The organism is Yoonia sp. BS5-3 (assembly GCF_038069655.2).
Lineage (GTDB): Bacteria > Pseudomonadota > Alphaproteobacteria > Rhodobacterales > Rhodobacteraceae > Yoonia > Yoonia phaeophyticola.
The window spans coordinates 1,905,572-1,925,448 of the sequence record NZ_CP150951.2 but is presented as its reverse complement, the minus strand read 5'-3'; the positions used below and the strand labels follow the sequence as shown (position 1 = coordinate 1,925,448).

Sequence of the window (19,877 nt, the reverse complement as noted above, 5' to 3'; positions counted from 1 at the left end):
CGCAAATCCTCACCCGTTTTCATGGAAAAAGTCATAGATTGTCTGCGCCATATTCGCGGACACCCCATCCACCGCCTTGAGGTCCGCCAAGTTTGCCCGTGCCACTGCCTTGGCCGATCCGAAATGCGCCAGTAGCGCGCGTTTGCGGGCCGCCCCAACGCCGGGCACATCGTCCAGCGGAGTGGCGCCGATGGCTTTGGACCGTTTCGCCCGGTGCGTGCCGATGGCAAAACGGTGCACTTCGTCCCGCATCCGCTGGATGAAGTAAAGCACCGGGTCGTTGTGCCGTAGTGCCATCACGGGTTTGCCCGTGCGGTAGAATTCCTCTTTCCCTGCATCCCGGTCTTCGCCCTTGGCCACGCCGACCATGGGGATGTCGGCCACGCCCAGATCATCCATGATTTCTTGCACAGCGCTCACCTGCCCTGCCCCTCCGTCAATCAGCAAGAGGTCCGGCCATGTGCCGGTGCTACGGTCCGGGTCCTCTTTCAGCAGGCGTTGAAAGCGGCGGGTCAGCACCTCTTTCATCATCCCGAAATCATCCCCGGGGGTCAGGTCAGTGCCCTTGATGTTGAACTTGCGGTATTGGTTTTTGTCGAAGCCATCAGGGCCCGCAACAACCATGGCGCCGACAGCATGGGCCCCTTGGATGTGCGAGTTGTCGTAGACTTCAATCCGCTGCGGGGTCTTGTCCATATCAAAGGCCTCGGCCACGCCTTTCAGCAGTTTGGCCTGCGTAGCGGTTTCCGACATCTTCCGGGCTAGGCTTTCACGGGCGTTGCGGAGCGCGTTTTGCACCAGCTCTGCCTTTTCGCCGCGTTGGGGGATGACTACCTCAACCTTGCGGCCCGCCTTTTCGGCCAGGGCAGCGGCCATCAGATCGTCATTGTCCAACCCATGGGACAGGATCACCATGCGGGGCGGTTCGCGGTTGGAATAGAACTGGCCGACGAACGCCTCCATCACCTCGGATGGGTCCTCGTCTCCGCTGACGCGCGGGTAATAATCGTGGTTGCCCCAGTTCTGATTGGCGCGGATAAAAAACACCTGTACGCAGGCCTGACCGCCGTCGCGGTGAAGGGCGATCACGTCGGCCTCTGCCGTGGATTGCGGGTTGATCCCCTGCGCAGACTGGACCTGGGTCAAGGCCTTGATCCGGTCGCGCAGGGCGGCGGCGCGCTCAAACTCCATCGCTTCGCTGGCCTCTTGCATCTGGGCGGCGAGCGTTTCCTGAATGCCCTTGGTGCGGCCTTGCAGGAATTGTTCGGCATCCTGGACAGAACCAGCATAATCTTCTGCACTGATCAGCCCGCAACAGGGGCCCGAGCAGCGTTTGATCTGATATTGCAGGCAAGGCCGCGTGCGGGTTTCGAAATCACTGTCCGAACAATTGCGCAAAAGGAACACGCGCTGCAACTGGTTCAGCGTCCGGTTCACGGCCCCTGCCCCGGCGAAGGGGCCATAGTAATTGCCCTTTTGCTTTTTTGCGCCGCGGTGTTTTTTGATCATGGGAAAATCATGATCCTTGGCAACCAGAATATTGGGAAAGCTTTTGTCGTCGCGCAGCAGCACATTGTAGCGCGGCTTGAGCTGCTTGATCAGGTTCTGTTCCAGCAGCAGCGCCTCGGTTTCTGTACGCGTGGTCAGAAACATCATGCTGGCGGTTTCGCGGATCATGCGCATAATCCGGGGGCTGTGCTGCCCAGGGCGGCTGTAACTGCTGACCCGGTTTTTCAGACTGCGCGCCTTGCCGACGTACAAAACGCGGCTTTCTGCATCCAGCATCCGGTACACCCCGGGCGAGCTGTCAAGCGTGCGCAGATATCCTGCGATCACATCATATCCGGTTTTTGCTGGCTCGGTCATGCTCACGGGTCCGTGATTCTCCTTTGGCTGCAATGGTAAGCGGTTCGGGGCAAGAGGAAAGACATCCACGATTCCTGTGGATAACTCGGTGGGTTAATCCTTGAGAACAGGAAATTTCCTTTGTTTTCGGCTGACTTCACCTATCTGCACAAAAATTAAGCAATTTTTCAGACCCCTGAAAACATTGGATATTTTTATTGATATTTACTTAACGCATTGAAAAAACGGTTAATTGTGACGGTTTTGTGACTGCAGGCCGCGTCCGGTGCGTAACTTTGGCCCAAGATCACTCAACCCCAAGTACATCGGGCGTTTGCCAGACAAGATGTTGCCCCCCATCAACAGCCAGCATTTGCCCGGTAACAGCGGGCGCATCCAGGAAATATCCAAGTGCAGCAGTGATATCGCCCGGGTTCGCACCGCGCTTAAGAATGGTCGCGGCGCGCTGCCTGTCGAAATGCGATTTGCTTTGCCGGTGCCCCTGCAATGTGGGCCCGGGGCCAATGCCGTTTACCCGTACACGCGGCGCCAGGGCCTGCGCCGTCGTTTGGGTCATCGCCCAAAGCCCCATCTTGGCAATTGTATAGCTCATGAATTCCGGGGTCAGCTTATGCACCCTTTGGTCCAGCATATTGACGACCAAAGCCTGCGCGACGGGTTCATCCATATCATCCAGTACTGGATCAGGCACTTGGGCCGCAAAATGCTGGGTGAGAACAAAGGGCGCGCGCAGGTTCGATTCAAGATGACGATCCCAGCTTTCGCGGGTTGCCGTCTGAACCGTATCATATTCAAAGATCGATGCGTTGTTGATCAGACAGGTCAGTGGACCGCCCAGCGCATCTGACGCCCGCCCGACCAGGGACTGTGCCGCATTTTCATCCAAAAGATCAGCCTGTAGCGCGACCGCCGTTCGGCCCATCGTCTGCAGCTCTTGCACAACCGTATCCGCATCAGTTTGCGAGCCCGCATAATGGACAGCCACATCATAGCCCCGCGCACCCAGATAGAGGGCCATCGCACGGCCAAGCCGCGCAGCTGCTCCGGTCACAAGGGCTTTCATCGTTTTTCTTTCTCGCAAGCGCAGGGGCCTTTGCCGATCTTATAGCGCAGGCATTTTGGACATTTGGCATTGGCCAAACGCTCTTGTCCCGGAAAACGCCACTTTCCGAAAATGCCCAGCACCATCATGAATGCCAGGAAAAAGAAGATGACTTTAAGGATCACAGCCCGAACCGCGCAAAAGCGGCACGCTCTTCGATACTGGCGAGCGTGTCACCGACGATCTGACTGCCGAACCGGGCCAGAAGTGGCTTTTTCTGGCCGTAACGCCGGAACTTGATCTTGTCGCCAAACCGCTCTTTCATCACTGGGGCCAGATGGCCGATGCCATCGACCAATCCGGCATCAACACCGTTCTTTCCGACAAAAATCTCACCGGTGAACAGATCAGGATGATCAGACAGCTTGGTGCCGCGCCGCGATTTGACATAAGCGATAAAAGTCTCGTGGATATCGCCCAGCCACGACTTTAGCTTTTTGACATCTGCTGGGCTTTCTTTCTTGAACGGGTCAAGCTGCGATTTGGATTTCCCGGCTGTATGCACGCGCCGCTCGATCCCATATTTTGCCAGCGCTTCGGGCGCCCCAAAGCCCGCGCTGATGACGCCAATTGAACCGGTGATCGAACAATCATCCACAAAAATCTCATCAGCCGCGCAGGCCAGCCAATAGCCGCCGGATGCGGCGACATCCTCAACAAAGGCGAAGACGGGAATTTTCTTTTCATCAGCCAGACGGCGAATGCGTGCCGCAATCAAAGACGATTGCACGGGCGATCCGCCAGGGCAGTTAATTTCCAGCGCAATAGCCGCAGGTTTGCCCTTGCCAAAGGCTTTTTCAATCACGGGTGTCAGGCCTGGATTGTCCAGTCCACGGCCCCCGTTGCTGATCGCCCCTTGCAGCCGAATGACGGCCACAAAGGGTTCGGATTTCATAAATGGAATAAAGCGTTTCATGACATCGTACTTAGGCCATTACGCCCCGCACGCAAGTGTCATTGTCTGATCCGCCATCCTGTCCGAAATATCCACCAGATGATTGTCAGGCAAAGCCCGGTAAAGAAAGCAATGGCCAGCAGCGACAACCCGATATCCACATCCGCCGTTCCAAAGAACGCCCAGCGGAAACCGCTGATCAGATAGACAACCGGGTTAAACAACGTGATGGTCTGCCAAACCGGTGACAGCATCGAGACCGAGTAGAACGACCCCCCCAGGAAAACCAGTGGTGTGATCACCAGCAGCGGGATCAATTGCAGCTGTTCAAAGTTCCCCGCCCAGATGCCGATAATGAAGCCAAGCAGCGAAAAACTGATGCAGGTCAGCGTCAAAAAGGCAATCATTGCAAGCGGATGCGCCACCGTGATGTCCACAAAGAAAAACGATGTCCCAAAGATGATCAGCCCGATAAACATCGCCTTGGTCGCCGCAGCCCCGACATAGCCGGCGACGATCTCAAGAAAGCTGACTGGCGCTGATAGCAGCTCATAAATGGTGCCGATGAATTTGGGGAAATAGATCCCAAAGCTGGCGTTTGACGTGGCCTGCGTCATCACGCTGAGCATGATTAACCCCGGCACGATGAACGCCCCATAGCTGACGCCTTCCACCTCTTGGATACGGCTGCCGATGGCGGTTCCGAAGACCACAAAATAAAGCGATGTCGACAGCACCGGCGAGATCAGGCTTTGCGTGATTGTCCGAAAGAACCGTTTCATCTCGAACAGGTAGATGGTCATGACTGCGTTGAAATTCATGATGTTTCCTTCACCAAACCGACAAAGATATCCTCAAGCGAGCTTTGCTGCGTTTGCAGATCTTTCATTTGCAAACCCGCTTTTTGTAGATCGCCAAGCAAAGTTGTGATCCCCGTGCGCTCGCCTTCAGTATCGTAGCTATATGTCAGATATTGCCCGTCATCCGACCGCATCAGATCATATGCGGCCAAACCGTCGGGGATTTTGTCAATCGGCGCGGCCAGCTCAATCCGCAGCTGCTTTTGCCCCATCTGGGCCATCAGATCGGTCTTGTCCTGCACCAGCAGGATTTCACCCTTGTTAATCACGCCAATCCGATCGGCAATCGCTTCGGCCTCTTCGATGTAATGGGTCGTCAGAATGATCGTCACACCCGAGGCTTTCAGCGCCGCAACGACGTCCCACATGTCTTTGCGCAGTTCGACATCAACGCCTGCTGTCGGCTCGTCCAGGAACAGGACTTTGGGTTCGTGGCTCAGCGCCTTGGCAATCAACACACGGCGCTTCATGCCCCCCGATAGGGTCATGATTTTATTGTCTTTTTTATCCGCCAGAGACAGTTTTTCGAGGATATCCATGACATAGGCATCATTGCGCGGTTTACCAAAGATGCCGCGTGAGAAGCTGACACTGCTCATCACCGTTTCAAAGGGTTCAAGATTGATTTCCTGCGGGACCAGACCGATCATTTTCCGCGCGGCCCGAAAGGCGGTTTGCGTGTCGTGCCCACCAACCGTTATCGCGCCAGAGCTTGGTACAGTGATCCCGCAAATCGTTGAAATCAAAGTCGTTTTTCCCGCGCCGTTAGGGCCCAGCAATGCCAGAATTTCACCCTCTTCGATATCGAGGTTCACGGATTTCAGCGCTTCAAAGCCCCCGGCATATGATTTGCGCAGGTTCTGAACTGAGACAATTGCAGACATTATGCGTCCTTCGGATTGAGTAAACTAAACGTTATGCTGGTGCGTCCAAAAGGGAAAGTGGCCAGCGGGAAGACCCATATGTGCATTGGCGCACATCGATTGTCGCGTTGTTCCGATACAGATTGCGTACAGAACCTGTACATATGGCGTATGTACACCGGTCCGAAACGACGGACCCCTTACATCATTCTTGCCACATCCAGCATCCGGCAGGAAAATCCCCATTCATTGTCATACCAGCCGAAAACCCGCACCAGCCCCCCAGCAGTCACCCGTGTTTCGGGCAATGACACCACAAGACTTTCGGGCCGTGATCGCAGATCTGTAGAAACGAGCGGCTTATCCGTCCAGCCGATGATCCCTGACTGCGCGCGCAGGACCGCGTGCACCTCTTCCAATTGAGCCGGCTTGTCTAAGGTGACCGTCAGATCAACCGCCGAGACCGAGGCCACCGGAACGCGCACCGCTGCCGCCTCGATCCGCCCGGCGATATCGGGCAGCACAGCATTGAGAAGCCTTTGCGCGGATGTTGTTGTCGGCACCATTGATAATGCCGCCGCCCGGCTACGCAGCATGTCCCCGCGCGGTGCGTCGATGGTCGGCTGGCTACCGGTATAGCAGTGGATTGTGGTCATCCATCCGGTTTGCAGCCCCCATGTCTGATCAATCAGCCGCACAATCGGTGCCAGCGCATTGGTTGTGCAGGACGCGTTTGAGACAATTGGCTGTTCTTTCAGCAGCGCCTCATTCGCGCCAAGCACCAGTGTCAGGTCGGCCGCATCGGATGGCCCCGAAATGAGCACACGCCCCGCACCGGCACCAAGCCCGCGCGCCGCAATGTCCCGTTGCCCGGCTTTGCCGGTACATTCAAAGACAATATCGACACCGCTAAGATCAATCGTGCTGAGATCGGGTGTTTGATGCAAAGCAATAGGCTTGCCGTTCAACACAAGCGCCCCGTCGTCCAAGGTGACCGTCCCCGGGAAGGGCCCGAAAACACTGTCATAGGCAAAAAGATGCGCGCAAAGGTCAGCCTCAGCGATGTCGTTAATGCCGACGATATCAATATCCGGCCATGCGCCCCCGGCCCAAGCCCGGAGCGCGGTCCGACCGATTCGCCCGAAGCCATTGATAAAAACCTTGCGCATCTTCTTCCTCGCTTTGATTAAGGCGGACGCTGCACCGTTACGTCACTTCTTACAAGCGGGGTTTATTACGACTTTCTGCCCTCTATATAGGCAACGTGTCTGTGACGCGGCTGAGATGTTTACCAAAAGATAAGGAATCGGTATCGATTCGGGTTAAGAAGTGGTTAACTGACCCAATAAAATCGACCGAACTGCAACAAACTTTGATTAAGGTGGCAAAAAATCGCGAGTACGGGTGCACAAATCCTTGGTTTCGGCTTAAACCTAGCGTCAACCCAGTGAAAATGGGCGCTATCGGCGAAAAATCGCCAAGGACTGTTTCGGGATTCGTTGGTAATCTTCCATCGATCCCCCGATTAAGAACCACCAAACAACAAGTTAGCGTCACTTTTTGGCCTAATTTGAATGACAGAAAAATAACAAGGGCCGGGGGAATATGATCTGGCCGATGATGTTTGAGAGCTGGATGTACTAGATGGCTAAGGCACAAATACTAGATAACGCCGACGACAAAGACAGCTTTGTCGACGAGTTGAAGCCGGGCACAAAGCTGATGCACGGCCAATACACGATCGACAGCTTCCTGAATGCGGGCGGCTTTGGCATTACTTATCTTGCCAAAGACAGTCTCGACCGGAAGATCGTGATTAAAGAGTGTTTCCCCGGCGCGTTTTGCCGGCGTAGCCGTTATGTTGTGCAAGCCCGTTCGCGCGCGCACCAGAACGAGCTGAAATCCATTGTCCGCCTGTTTGTCCAAGAGGCCCGCAGCCTTGCCAAGTTGGACCACCCGAATATCGTGGGTGTGCACCAGGTTTTTGAAGACAATGACACCGCTTATATGGCGCTGGATTTTGTTGAGGGTCGCGATCTGCTTGATACGATTGAAGATCCCAACCACACCCTGACCCCGCCGCAAATCAAGAATATCCTGAAAGAGGTTCTTGGTGCCGTGGGCTTTATCCATGATCAGGGTATCCTGCACCGTGATATTTCGCCCGACAACATCCTGATCAACCAGGATCTGCATCCGGTATTGATCGACTTTGGTGCTGCCCGTGAAGAGGCCACCAAGCAAAGCCGCGTTCTGTCCGCCTTGCGCGTCGTAAAGGATGGCTATTCGCCGCAGGAATTTTACATTGCCGGTTCTGAGCAGAGCCCAAGCAGTGACCTTTATGCCCTTGCTGCGTCTTTCTATCATTTGATCGCACAAGACGTGCCCCCGAATTCGCAGGCGCGTTTGGCTGCGATCGCATCCGGTGAACCTGATCCTTATGTTCCCCTGTTGGGCCGCTTCCCGGATTATGAAGACAACTTCTTGGCTGCCGTCGATAAGGCCCTGGCCGTTTTGCCAAAAGATCGGGTTCAGTCTGCGACAGACTGGATCAACCTCATGGATGGCCTCGAAGGCAATGTGACGCCTTTGAAAGTGGCCGGCGGCGCCCGTGTCGATGCGGCAGCCCCTGCAGAGGACGCCCCAGCATCGAAATCGAAAATGCCACTGCTGTTGGGTTCGGCGGCTGTTGTTGCCCTGATGGTGGGTGTCGGTGTCTTTACATTGGGCGGTGGTGAGGAGGCTGCACCTGCAGCGACCACTGCAGCATCTGAAGAAGCTGTCACGGAAACGCCCGCACAGACCGCGACGGAAACCGAGACGGCAGCTGCACCCGTTGAGCAAGAGGCCGAAGAGATTGCAACTGCCGAGCCAGAGGTTGAAGCCCCTGCACCGGTCGTTGAAGCCCCGGCCCCTGTCATCGTTGATGGGACCGGCCCTGTTATCGTGGAGTTGGGTACTGAGTCTTCCGCATCCGTTGGCACCGAAGATCCGGTAACCGAAACACCCGAGCCAACCGCGCCGGTCGTTGCAGAAGAGCAGACCCCAGAGGTGCCTGCCCCTGTTATTGTCGAAGAGCCGACTGCTGAGCCTCTGATCGTTGAAGGCCCCGAAATCGCTGATGATCCAACGCCGACCGTTCGCCCAGCTGTGCGTCCGGAAAGTGTTGAACTGTCAGCCATTCCTGAGCCAGAGCCGCTTCCAGAGCCTGTTGATACGCCGCGCCCTGACGTGAATGAACCAGCCGCGAACACGGTCTTCCCTGATCAGTCAGGTAACCGTCCTGCGGCGGATTCGGACACTGCCGAAGTGACTTTGCCAACAACGCCGGATCAGATCGCAGCAATTGGCAGCGGTCCTGAGCTTGACATCACCGCCGTTACACCTGGCAACGAAGTGGTACCTGAGGTGCAAGAGGTTGAAGTGAACTGGAATGTTCAACTGCCCTTCGCCCCAGCTGGTGAGCGCTCTAATATTATTGCCGAGGTTGCGGCTGTTTCCCCAGTTTGGGTCCAGCCGGGTGTTGTTATTACATCTGTAAACGGCACCCCGATTACCGCTATTGCCGATATTGCAGAGGTTCTACGCCAGGATGCCGATATTTCGGCCACCAATGGTACGGTCCCTGTCACCTTCGGTACGCTGAATCCGGCAACGGGTGAGCAGACAGATCAGGAATGGGTTGTTCCTGTCATTGAAGAGGTCGCGTTGCTGAATGGCACCGCATTTGAGACCGCATTTACCACGGAAGGTTGGCGCGCCATTGTAACGGCTGTGTCTGATGCCTCTGCCGGTGGTTTGCTGGTTGGTGATGTCATTAAGTCATACATCCCAACCGCCGAGGAAGTCGCAGCACAAGACAGCCTGCGCAACATCTTCACGCGTGAGCTTGAGGATGGAACGAAACAGTTCACGTTCGCTGTGGAACGTGAGGGAAGTATGTGGGTTGCATCGCTGAATTATGAAGGCGCTGCGGAATAGACGCGAGACGGGTGCCCCCTCTGCCGGGGCCTCGTCTATTGTGAAGTTTGGAAGGTAGGTAACATGAAATTTATTCGTGATCTCATCGGAAGGAAAAAGCGTGACGCGCAATCCCAAGCCCCTAAGCGTGGCTCTGGTGGTTTAGAGCAATCCTATCGTGACACAATCGGTGCTCTTGCCGACGAAAAAGAGCCCGCAGCTGTCACGGATATCCTGACCGATGTTGCTGAAAAGACCAAAGCGGCCGCCGACGCCGATGTGCGCGTTGTTAATGCCGAGGATGAAGCCTCTGAGGTCAATATTTGGGACCTTGAGGATGACGGTGGTTCGACCGAGCTGCCTTCAACGGCGCCAACCCTGCCGTCCGCAGCCCCTGCTGCGGCCCCAGCAGCGGAAGCGACCCGGGCCCCAGGCCGTTCGCGCCGCACCAAGACCCGCTTGATCGGATTTGAAAGCTCTGACGGCGAGGTTGTTGATCTGTTCAACGACGTGCCAACCGCCACCCCGACCCAACGTGTTCAGTTTCCTGTGGGCTGGATCGTTGTGACCGAAGGCCCCGGCCGCGGCGAGTGTTTTGCCCTGCAGACCGGTATGTCCCAAATTGGTCGCGGTGACGATCAAGCTGTTAAGCTTGATTTCGGCGACAACTCAATTTCGCGCACTAACCATGCTGCGATTGTGTATGACCCTGATAATAAAGAATTTTTACTGGGTCACGGCGGCAAGTCAAATATTGTCCGCTTAAACGACAAGCCATTGATCAGTAACGAAGCCCTGCAATCGGGTGATGTTATTCGTCTTGGCGAGACTGTCCTTCGGTTCGTTGCGCTTTGCGGCCCAACATTCAACTGGTCCGAAGGTACACCTGGGGAGGATGAAGATGTGGCGATCGCCTGAACCCCGTTTTGACGTCGCTTCGGCGATTTGTCAGGGCGGTAGAGATTATCAAGAGGACGCGATTGTCACCGACTTTCCGTTCGGCATGGACAGCGGTGTCGTTGTTCTTGCTGATGGGATGGGTGGCCATGCTGCTGGCGATGTTGCCAGTAAGATCGTTGTCACCGAAGTTTATAGTGAGCTGAAGTTCCAAAGCGCGAACTTTACGGATTTTGAGACTGAGATCCCGCAATATTTGACTGCGGCCGCTGTCAACGCCAATAATGTTGTCCGCGAACATGTCACCGAACATCCCGAAACCCGGGGTATGGGTGCCACATTGGTCTCGCTCGTTCTGATCGAGAACCGGATGTTCTGGATGTCTATTGGCGATAGCCCGCTGTACCATTTCCGTTCAGGTAAGATGCAGCAGCTGAATGAGGACCATTCGATGGCCCCTCAGATCGACTTTATGGTCAAATCTGGCTTGCTTGACGCAGAAGCGGGCAAGAACCACCCAGACCGGAACTGTCTGACTTCTGTGATCCTTGGGGACCGTGTGGCAAAATCTGATTGCCCCAAAACCCCGTTTGAATTGCAGGTTGGTGACATTGTTGTCGTCTCAAGTGACGGTCTGCAATATCTTGAAGAGGACAAGATCCAGCGTATCCTGCATCGTTACCGTCGCAAGAAATCGGCTGAGATTGCCGGTCACTTGCTGGAAGCGATCGAAGCATTGGCCGATCCGGATCAGGACAACTGTACCTTCTCTGTGATCAAGCTGAACCACAACAAGCCGGTCATCCGCGCCATCCGCGCCAAGCCAGCTGGTTATGTTGAAGCCCACACAGCCAATACAACCCGTGTTGTTGAGACCGAGGACCTTAAAAAGGTGGCGCAGAAGGCCCCAGTGCCCGCTGATCCACCGGCCAAGGTCCCTGATGCCGCCGATGCTGAGGCAAAGCCGGTCATCAAAGAGGTGAAGCCAGTCAAGAAAGTCGATGAAGCCGGCGATTCTGACAAGACACAGGAGGTTGATGAGGCTACCCCTCAGGCTAAGATAGCCGCTGGAGGTAAGTAATGCCGAATCAACAGCTGGGAAACCAGATCCAGGAACAATTGGCGCAGGCCATCGCATCAGAGCGGTTGCCTGCCCCTGCTGCTGAACGGGCCTTGCAAATCCTGAACCGGTTGCAGCAAACCATCCGTATTGCCGTTATGGGCCGCCCTCGCGTTGGCAAATCCGCTGTGGTGAACCTGCTTTTGGGCCGCGAAGTGCTGCCCGATGACGTCAAGCTGCCCACGACCCAGATTACCTATGCTGATAAACCGTCCGCTGTCTGCACCTTGCCTGATGGTTCGAAAAAGCAGTTGGCGACGGCCAATGCCTATGACATCGCCGAATTGAAGCCCGTTTTTGTCGAGCTTCATATGCCGCTGCCTGCATTGAAAAAGATTTCCGTGCTAGAGGTCGTCACCCCGAACAATGTAAACGCGCTGCATAAGGCGAGCCAATGGGCCTCAAAGCGCAGCGAGCTGGGTATTTGGTGTACAGAGGCCTTTGACAAGGATGAACAGGCTATTTGGGCCCAGATGCCTGATGTGTTGAAAGACCACGCATTCCTGATGCTGACCAAGGCCGATGTTCAACGCGCAAATGGAAACCTAGACCAGATTCTGGAAGCGACCCGCACGCTTGTTGCGCCTGAATTCACCGATATCCTACCGATTGCCACTCTGGATGCGATTGCGGCTCGTCATGTCGACGGCTCTGTCGATAAGGAACGAATGCGCAGCAGTGGTGGCCTGGCATTGATTTCGGCCGTTCTGAAGCAGGTTGATCGCGGTCGTCAGTCCTACTTGGATTTGGCCGAGATGCTGCTGTTGCAGCATGAGGATGTGTTGCAGACCCGCACGGACGTCGTTCCAGAGCAGGATGCAGACGTGCTGAGCGCCGTTATTGGTGCGACTGCAAAGCCCCATGAGCCTGAGGTCACGCAAGACACATCTGCAGAAGAAAAGCCCCCCGCAGAGCCGACGCCCGAGCCCGCTGCTGAGCCGGAACCGGTGCCGGAACCCGTTGTTGAAGCTGCCCCCGAACCCGAACCCGAACCCATCCCAGAGCCTGAGCCCATCCCAGAGCCTGAGCCTGAGCCTGAGCCTGAGCCCGTTGCAGAGGTTGTGCAACTTAAACCCGCAACACGCGCCGCTTATCAAAAAGCGTTGCAATATCTGACCGAAAATGGGCGCGCCATGCTGGATATGACCGGCGGCATGGGAAAATCGGCCCCTGCGCAAATTATTGCCGAGACAGTTGAGCATGTGCAGTGGCTGAGCGATCACCTGAATGTGAATGGCGATGAGAGCGATGAGGCCCTGCACCGCGCCCGCGACACCGCATTTGACGCCACAGACCTGGTTCAATTGATGCAAATGGAAAAACGTGACAGCGCTGCAATTGAGGCTGTGAGCCTTATGTTGCAGCTTAAACACGAGTTGCAGGCGGAATTGGCGGCGTAACCCAGCGTTACGGTTGAACAATTTGTATAAAATACGCCACAATGTTGCCCACCTGATCTGTTTCCTTTATCGCAATAAATTCAGTGTTAGTCTTCGATTTGGCGACCGGACGAACAACTGATAAAGGTGGTTTCAGTACGCATATTGAGGACGGACAAGAATGAAGATGGAAGAGCTGGCCAAAGGGGACGGGTACAAAGTTCCTGCAGCGCACCACCCTTTCATGCGCCTGGGCTTGGAAAAGCTTGAAGACTTCCACGACGAGGTTGTGGATCTCGAAGCGACGCTTGCGGATGTCGTGAAGCTGGGTGGCAGTGATACGGAAAAGAAATCATCTCGCCTTATCAAGCAGTTACGCGCGTTCGAACCGAGCATAACAATGATTGGCCAGATCAAATCGGGTAAGACATCCTTGGTAAATGCCATGGTGGGTCGTCCTGATTTGCTACCTGCCGACGTCAACCCATGGACGTCGGTTGTCACGTCATTGCACCTGAATGCCCCCCTGCCGGATGATGCCCCAACCGCAACCTTCCAGTTTTTTAGCCAGGGCGAATGGGATCACCTCGTCGAAAACGGTGGCCGAATCGGTGAATTGTCTGCCCGCGCAGGTGCCGATGACGAATTAGAGAAAGTTCGGCAGCAAATCGCCGAGATGCGTGAAAAGACCAAAGCCCGTCTTGGTCGCAAGTTTGAGCTGCTCTTGGGCCAGAAGCATAACTATGCTGAGCTGAATGATGATTTGGTCCAGCGCTATGTCTGCATGGGCGATGATTTCGAAGATCTTGAAGAAGAGGATCAGCAGGGTCGTTTTGCCGATATCACCAAATCGGCCGATTTGTTCCTTGACGCCAAATCGATCCCCATGCCGCTTTGTCTGCGTGACACACCCGGTGTGAACGATACATTTATGATGCGTGAGCAAATCACCATCAACGCGTTGCGTGATAGCCGCATCTGCGTCGTTGTTCTGTCGGCCCACCAGGCGCTTAGCTCAATGGATATGGGCCTGATCCGTCTGATATCGAACGTCAAAGCCCGAGAGGTCGTGATCTTCGTCAACCGGATCGATGAATTGTCGAACCCGGGCGAACAGGTGCCTGAAATTCGCGACAGCATTTTGCAAACATTAGCTGATCATAATGGCCCCGAAGACCCTCAACTGATTTTCGGCAGCGCCTATTGGGCCAATCTCGCCCTTGGCGAGACGATCGATAATATCGTATCTGACAGTGCTGAGGCCATGTTTAACTGGGCAGAAGCATCCTTGGACGCGGATACCGCGGGCATGTCTACCAATGAGCTGGTTTGGCACCTGTCCGGCGTGCCGGAGCTGTTCAAAGCGTTGTCCGAGCGTATTGCCGAAGGTCCTGGCGCCGAAGTTTTGGCCGCATCCCGCAAACGCGCCCTGAACCTTGTGGGCGGTGTGCGTGCGTCAAATGCCATTGTGACCATGCGCCTTGACAATAACAATCTCAAGGTCATGCCGAAGGCCCAGCTGAACGCCCATCTTGATAAGGTTGAAGCCGACAATCTGAAATTCCTGAATGACCGTTTGGATATCGTCTTTCAGCAATTTGGATCGCGTGTTGACCAATCTCATAAGCGTTTTCTGGACCGCGCTTTGGAATCCCTGCTGCAGCATCTGGAGACCAATGGCGAAGACGAAATTTGGCAATATAGCCCCGATGGTCTGCGGATGCTTTTGCGCACCAGCTATCAGGTGATGCGCCGCAATGTCGCATCCGCCTGTGATCAGGTCTTTGGCGCCGCCGCAGGTGATCTGGCTGAGACATATCGCAGTGCCTTTGGCGTTGACGTTGAAAACTTTGCCATCACCCCACCTGCCCCGCCGGAGATTCCGGCACCAGTGTCGCTGGGCAAGACCATTGCCCTTGATCTGCAGACATCCTGGTGGAAGGGCTGGTGGAAGCGCCGCAAAGGCTATCGCGCTTTTGCAAGCGGATTTTATGACCTGATCGAAGCTGAGACGGCCCCTATCGTAGATGAGCTTAAGGTTCGGCAATCTGAAGATATCCGCGCCATGGCTGAACGCGAACTGCGCGATTTTCTGTCTGAGCAGCGCGGTCTGCTGACCGATGTCAGTGACAAATCAGCCCTTGGTGTTGATGATCTGAAAGATATCTTTGGCATCACCGCCCAGCAGGAACGCGAAGATCTGTTTGATTACATCTTTGAAGAACTCAGCGATGCGGCCCCCGCTGAAGCGGAAGGAACAGCTTAATGAGTGATGATACCCCTGCTGCAGCTGGCCCGCGTAAACCGCGCATCGCGCTAATGGGCGAATTTAGTGCTGGCAAAAGCACACTTTCCAACCTTTTGCTGGGCGCGCGCCCGCTGCCCGAAAAGGTAACGGCGACCCGCCTGTCACCGGTTTGGATTTCCAGCGGCACCGAGACGCCCTATCGTATCGATGTTGATGGCAGCACCGAGCCTGTGTCGCTTGAAAATCTGGAATCGATTCCCGTTGAAGAAACCCACGCCATTCGGTTGTTCCTGGAAGCTGATATTCTGGAAGTCTGCGATCTGATCGACTTTCCCGGTATTTCTGACCCGAACATGTCTTCGAATGTATGGGAACGGATGCTGCCAGAGGTCGATGCGGTGATTTGGTGTACCCATGCCACGCAGGCCTGGCGTCAATCCGAATCTGCGGTTTGGAATACCATGCCGCAGGCGGTGCGTGACCACTCGATCCTGCTGATCACCCGTTATGACAAGCTGACCACGGATCGTGATCGTGGCCGCGTCATCAAACGGGTTGAGCGGGAGACCAAGGAACAGTTCAGCGGTATCTATCCAATTTCCCTGATCCAGGCCCTGCGTGCAGGTGAGGATTATGAACTATGGGATGCCAGTGGTGCTGGACCTTTTGTTCAGCGGTTGATCGCCACGATCGATAAGTTGACCGAAATTGCCAAACGCACGACAGAGCCACTTTATAATCTGCCAGATGGTCAGCCCATTCCCGACCCTGTTTTGCCAACGGTTATGCCCCGCCGTGTCAAACGCGCCCGACCTGAAAACGGCGAAACGGCCGAGCGTCCTGCCCCGCCAGAAGAGGCTCCTGCCGACACTCCGACCGCGCCATCGGCTGAGCCAATCATCAGATCGCATTAGCATTCATCCATTTACCCGGGCTTTCCCCTTCGCACATTTTGCCGTAGTCAAGATGTGAGAAGACAATCGGAGAGCCTCGGGCCATGGTCGCTGACGCGTTAGACGCCTTACAAGATAAGTTTTCCGGGTGCGATACAATCGCATTCGCAGATTTGTCGACGCAGATGATTCTGGTCACAAATACCGGTACAGCCCATCCGCGCGAAAAACTAGATAACCTTTGTGCCGAGGCCGCGCTCACTTTGGGCACATCCCGCAAACTGGCCATTGGCACCGCCCCGGGAGAAACCGCGATCGTTAGCGGGCCTGAACAACTACGTATTTTCTTGCGCGCCAAGAAAGAGCCATCAGATGTGCTGTGTTGCATCTTTCACCCCAGCCTTGATGTTGCGGCATTTCTGCCAGAGGCCCGCGCGTGCCTTGAACAGATCAGCAGCGGGGCGTAAGGGCTAGGTGAGTTATTGAAACGGGACAAGTGGACGTGAACGAACTAACCGCACTGACCGAAAAATTGGCTGCTTTGGCAGCCGAGGATGAGGTGTATGTCGCAGGTGCCCGCGTCATCAGCCCCGATAGCGGTGAGGTGGCCCTGGCAGCCATTTTGCGCGAAATCGATAATGTCGTTCTGGAACGGACCTTGGTTTTCACCATCGGCGAGGTTGAGGTATCAGCGATTGTCGCAGGTCGCAGGTTGCGCGGCTTACTTGATATCACGGCGGGCACTGCCGGTGCCGATAAGGTTGTTGGTCAGGTGTTGTCCCGCGAAGAGAAAGCACCGCTGAAAGCTGCGGGCGCTCTGCTCCGTTTGCTTTGTGAAGGTGCCAGCCGCGTGACCGTGCGTAGCAAACCGGCTGAGCGCTTCGGCACTAGTGCCGATGCCGGGATATTGGCCACTGATCTTGCCGATATTTGGGATGTCGACCTGGATGCCCGCCCCGCTCCACCGGTTGTTCGTTTCATGACGGCGAATGCTTCAAGCCTGACGGCTTATCTTTATTTTGAGGGCGGGCGCACCGCTTCGGAGGCCGCAGGTGAGACCGCCCCTTTGCAAAGCATTTGGGACGATCAGGTCACTGCTTTTCGGAAACGCCAAAAAGAGCTTTCCAGCAAAGTTGCCAGCGGGCCGCATTTGACCTGTCTTGAAGGAGCATTAGGCCCAGGTACAGCCGTCGCGATCGCCATGGCCGGTGATGAGGTCTGCCTATGCACCTTCGCACCTGACCAGATTGCCGCCCTCGCGGCATCCTGGCAGGCGATTACCAGCTAGGATCAGGTCAGCCGAGCGGGGAACCCTTCGGCGCGCAGATCTGTATCTAGCAAATCTTCGAGCAGCTTCACGATCATGGGCGATTCAGCATCCCCACCATAGGCCGCCCGCGCCGCCACATACGTTTGTGCCGTTGCAGCTGCCAGATCAAGCGGCACCTCGAATTCCTTGCCAAACCCCATCGCAAATCCAAGGTCCTTGAGCGCAAGATCGATGTTGAAGGCCACATCATAAGACCCGTTCAGCACCAATGCCCCTTCGGTTTCATGCACAAAGGAATTTCCTGAAGACGCTTTGATCGCGTGCCAAGCCTGCCCAAGATCAAGCCCACCACGTTTGGCCAGCATCAGCGCCTCGCCGCAGGCTTTCAGATGAATGAAGGCCAGCATGTTCGTGATCACCTTGATGATCGCCGCAGAGCCGAGCGGCCCCATATGGAACACTTGGTTTCCCATCGCCTGCAACGCGGGCAGGTGCAGGTCGAACATATCTTTGTCCCCGCCCGCCAGCATCGTGATGTTCCCCTGGGCCGCCAGGTGCACCCCGCCGGTGACCGGCAATTCCATCGCCCGGATGCCAAATCCTGCCGCCTTTTCCGCAAAGGCCAGCATCTCATCCCGCCCTAGCGTGGACATTTCGATCCAATGGCTGCCTTTTTTCATCACCGGGAAAATCTGATCCAGCACTTTTTCTGACACTGTCGGGGACGGCAGACAGGTGATGACATGATCCACATTGGCCGCCACCGCTTTGGCGCTGTCCGCCCAGTTGCAGCCCAGTTCCAACAGATCAGTCGCGGCGTCTTTGCGAAGATCTGTCACCGTGACATCCATGCCTGCGCGCCGCAGACACGCCGCACAATTGGCCCCGAGATTTCCAAGGCCGATATAGCCGTAATGCATGGGTATTCCTTTACGTGAAGTAGATGTTGTAGTCCGCCCGGATCGCCGCATCAAATTCAGGATCAAATTTCATCTGCGCCTCGGCCAGGATTTTGTTCTTTCGTGCGATGGCGCTTTCGATCAAATCCGGGCGTCCTGCTTCGTTCCATTCCTTTGGGCTCATCCGGTTGCCCAAGGTCGGGTATATATATTCGGTTTGCATAAGCTCAAGCGTTTGTTCTGAACCTAAGTAATGTCCTGGCCCATCAAGGCAGACCGCCTTCATTGCTTCGATCGAAGTGCTGTCTTCGGTCACATCAATCCCGCGCACGCAGCGCAGTACCTGCCCCAGCACGTCATCCCCCAGCACCAGCGATTCCAAGCAGAACCCAAGCAGCGACGCATGCATGCCGACCGATTCATAAACCATGTTCAGCCCCGAAAGCCCGGCCAGCACATTGGTGATCCCTTGTTCCCATCCTGCTTGCATGTTTGGCACTTTCGCATCCGAAATGCCCGCCGCCGCGCCGCCTGGAAGATCATAGAACCGGTGCATCTGCGCGCAGCCCGCTGTCAAAAGCGCCTGCTCGGCCGAACCGCCAGACATGGCACCTGTTCGCAGGTCTGACACAAATGGCCAGGTTCCGAAGACTGCCGGATGTCCCGGTGCAAGGGCGTTCACATAGACGACCCCGGCAAGACATTCCGCCACCGCCTGCACAATCGCCAGCGCGATCGGTGCAGGCGCTGTGGCACCCGCTTGCCCAGCTGACAGCAACAGCACGGGCATTCCGCCCCGAATGCACTGTTCCATCGCGATGCAGCTTTCTTCGGCAAATTTCATCGGCGGCACGACGAAGCAATTCGAGTTGGATATGAAAGGCCGCGCGCGGAAGTTTTCCTCGCCACCGGCGAGCTTGTAGATCAGCTCAAGCCCCGGCCCGACATGATCAGGTTCGCTAAAGGAAGTGCCGATATGTTTGGTTGTCCCGGATGTGCAGGCATAGATCGTGTTCAGATCCATTTCGAGATTGTCCGAAATATCCCGCGCCACCATCGCCCGCTGGAAGAAATGCACATTATCAAGCGCATGGGTGATCTTGGCTGCGTTGTGCAAATCCTGCGCTGTGCTGTCCCGATAAGTGTTGGTTTCGACATCCACCACATGCACCGCCGCACCTGCAGTACCGAAATGCACATTGGTTCCCGACAGGTCCAAATCATATTTCGGGTCGCGCCCATGCAGCGTGATATTCCGCGCAGCCTTTGCCAGCATGTCTTCGACCAGCGCGCGCGGGAACCGCAGACGCCCGTCATCGCCCAGGATTGCCCCCGCTTTGGTCAGAATCTCAACGCCCGAAGGCGGGGCCTGTGACAGCCCGATCTGTTCAAGCGCGTCCAGCGCTGCATGGTGGATTCGCGTCACCTCGGCATCGGTCAGCGCCTGAAATTTACCACCCGGCAGCCCCGCCCGCACCGGCCGTTTATCTTCGGCCAAAGGCGCGCTTCGCATGGCAACCCGTGCGGCGCGTCCGCCGCTTCTTCTGATTGGCCTGTTCATGTTCAAACCCTTCTCATGAGACTGTCACGCCCAAGTATTGCGCCGGATTAAAAGACGTATCAAT

16 protein-coding genes are annotated in these 19,877 nt (G+C 55.7%); 8 read left to right on the top strand and 8 right to left on the bottom strand.

The window, feature by feature from the left end; all coding sequences use genetic code 11:
- Window positions 1–9 precede the first annotated feature (9 nt).
- From uvrC to AABB29_RS09615, 6 genes are all read right to left on the bottom strand, one after another.
- The gene (uvrC, locus tag AABB29_RS09640; RefSeq protein ID WP_341367123.1) at window positions 10–1,866 is read right to left on the bottom strand and encodes an excinuclease ABC subunit UvrC; all 1,857 of its coding nucleotides are present in this window, start codon (window positions 1,864–1,866) and stop codon (window positions 10–12) included.
- 286 nt (window positions 1,867–2,152) lie between these two features.
- Entirely contained in the window at window positions 2,153–2,929 is a 777-nt protein-coding gene (locus AABB29_RS09635; RefSeq protein WP_341367124.1) for an SDR family oxidoreductase, read from the bottom strand.
- 160 nt (window positions 2,930–3,089) lie between these two features.
- Window positions 3,090–3,884, bottom strand: coding sequence for a S49 family peptidase (locus tag AABB29_RS09630; protein WP_341367125.1), 795 nt, complete (start codon window positions 3,882–3,884; stop codon window positions 3,090–3,092).
- A gap of 38 nt (window positions 3,885–3,922) precedes the next feature.
- The gene (locus AABB29_RS09625; RefSeq protein WP_341367126.1) at window positions 3,923–4,684 is read right to left on the bottom strand and encodes an ABC transporter permease; all 762 of its coding nucleotides are present in this window, start codon (window positions 4,682–4,684) and stop codon (window positions 3,923–3,925) included.
- Window positions 4,681–5,607, bottom strand: a complete 927-nt coding sequence (locus AABB29_RS09620; RefSeq protein WP_341367127.1) for an ABC transporter ATP-binding protein — start codon at window positions 5,605–5,607, stop codon at window positions 4,681–4,683. Before AABB29_RS09620 ends, AABB29_RS09625 begins: the two co-directional genes overlap by 4 nt.
- A gap of 179 nt (window positions 5,608–5,786) precedes the next feature.
- Window positions 5,787–6,755: a glyceraldehyde 3-phosphate dehydrogenase NAD-binding domain-containing protein gene (locus tag AABB29_RS09615; protein ID WP_341367128.1), complete on the bottom strand. Its 969-nt coding sequence runs from the start codon at window positions 6,753–6,755 to the stop codon at window positions 5,787–5,789.
- A gap of 475 nt (window positions 6,756–7,230) precedes the next feature.
- Between AABB29_RS09615 and AABB29_RS09610 the strand changes: the two genes are divergently transcribed.
- The 8 genes from AABB29_RS09610 (at window position 7,231) to AABB29_RS09575 (ending at window position 17,371) form a co-directional block, all read left to right on the top strand.
- Window positions 7,231–9,567, top strand: coding sequence for a protein kinase (locus AABB29_RS09610; RefSeq protein ID WP_341367129.1), 2,337 nt, complete (start codon window positions 7,231–7,233; stop codon window positions 9,565–9,567).
- Window positions 9,568–9,630: 63 nt separating this feature from the next.
- Complete coding sequence (locus AABB29_RS09605) at window positions 9,631–10,464, top strand: FHA domain-containing protein (protein ID WP_341367130.1); 834 nt, start codon at window positions 9,631–9,633, stop codon at window positions 10,462–10,464.
- On the top strand, window positions 10,448–11,524 hold the full coding sequence (locus tag AABB29_RS09600; RefSeq protein ID WP_341367131.1) for a protein phosphatase 2C domain-containing protein: 1,077 nt from the start codon (window positions 10,448–10,450) through the stop codon (window positions 11,522–11,524). The genes AABB29_RS09605 and AABB29_RS09600 overlap by 17 nt, the downstream gene beginning before the upstream one ends.
- Complete coding sequence (locus AABB29_RS09595) at window positions 11,524–12,963, top strand: hypothetical protein (protein ID WP_341367132.1); 1,440 nt, start codon at window positions 11,524–11,526, stop codon at window positions 12,961–12,963. The genes AABB29_RS09600 and AABB29_RS09595 overlap by 1 nt, the downstream gene beginning before the upstream one ends.
- A gap of 160 nt (window positions 12,964–13,123) precedes the next feature.
- On the top strand, window positions 13,124–15,208 hold the full coding sequence (locus AABB29_RS09590) for a dynamin family protein (protein WP_373636894.1): 2,085 nt from the start codon (window positions 13,124–13,126) through the stop codon (window positions 15,206–15,208).
- Complete coding sequence (locus AABB29_RS09585) at window positions 15,208–16,104, top strand: dynamin family protein (RefSeq protein ID WP_341367134.1); 897 nt, start codon at window positions 15,208–15,210, stop codon at window positions 16,102–16,104. Before AABB29_RS09590 ends, AABB29_RS09585 begins: the two co-directional genes overlap by 1 nt.
- Window positions 16,105–16,187: 83 nt before the next feature.
- Entirely contained in the window at window positions 16,188–16,550 is a 363-nt protein-coding gene (locus AABB29_RS09580; RefSeq protein ID WP_341367135.1) for a hypothetical protein, read from the top strand.
- A 35-nt stretch (window positions 16,551–16,585) separates the two neighbouring features.
- Entirely contained in the window at window positions 16,586–17,371 is a 786-nt protein-coding gene (locus AABB29_RS09575; RefSeq protein ID WP_341367136.1) for a hypothetical protein, read from the top strand.
- A 2-nt stretch (window positions 17,372–17,373) separates the two neighbouring features.
- On the opposite strand, the gene AABB29_RS09570 is transcribed toward AABB29_RS09575, so the two are convergent.
- Together AABB29_RS09570 and AABB29_RS09565 are read right to left on the bottom strand one after the other, a co-directional pair.
- Window positions 17,374–18,273: an NAD(P)-dependent oxidoreductase gene (locus AABB29_RS09570; protein ID WP_373636893.1), complete on the bottom strand. Its 900-nt coding sequence runs from the start codon at window positions 18,271–18,273 to the stop codon at window positions 17,374–17,376.
- A gap of 10 nt (window positions 18,274–18,283) precedes the next feature.
- Window positions 18,284–19,813 (bottom strand): trimethylamine methyltransferase family protein, encoded by a 1,530-nt coding sequence (locus AABB29_RS09565; RefSeq protein WP_373636892.1) that lies wholly within the window; start codon window positions 19,811–19,813, stop codon window positions 18,284–18,286.
- Between the last annotated feature and the right edge of the window lie 64 nt (window positions 19,814–19,877).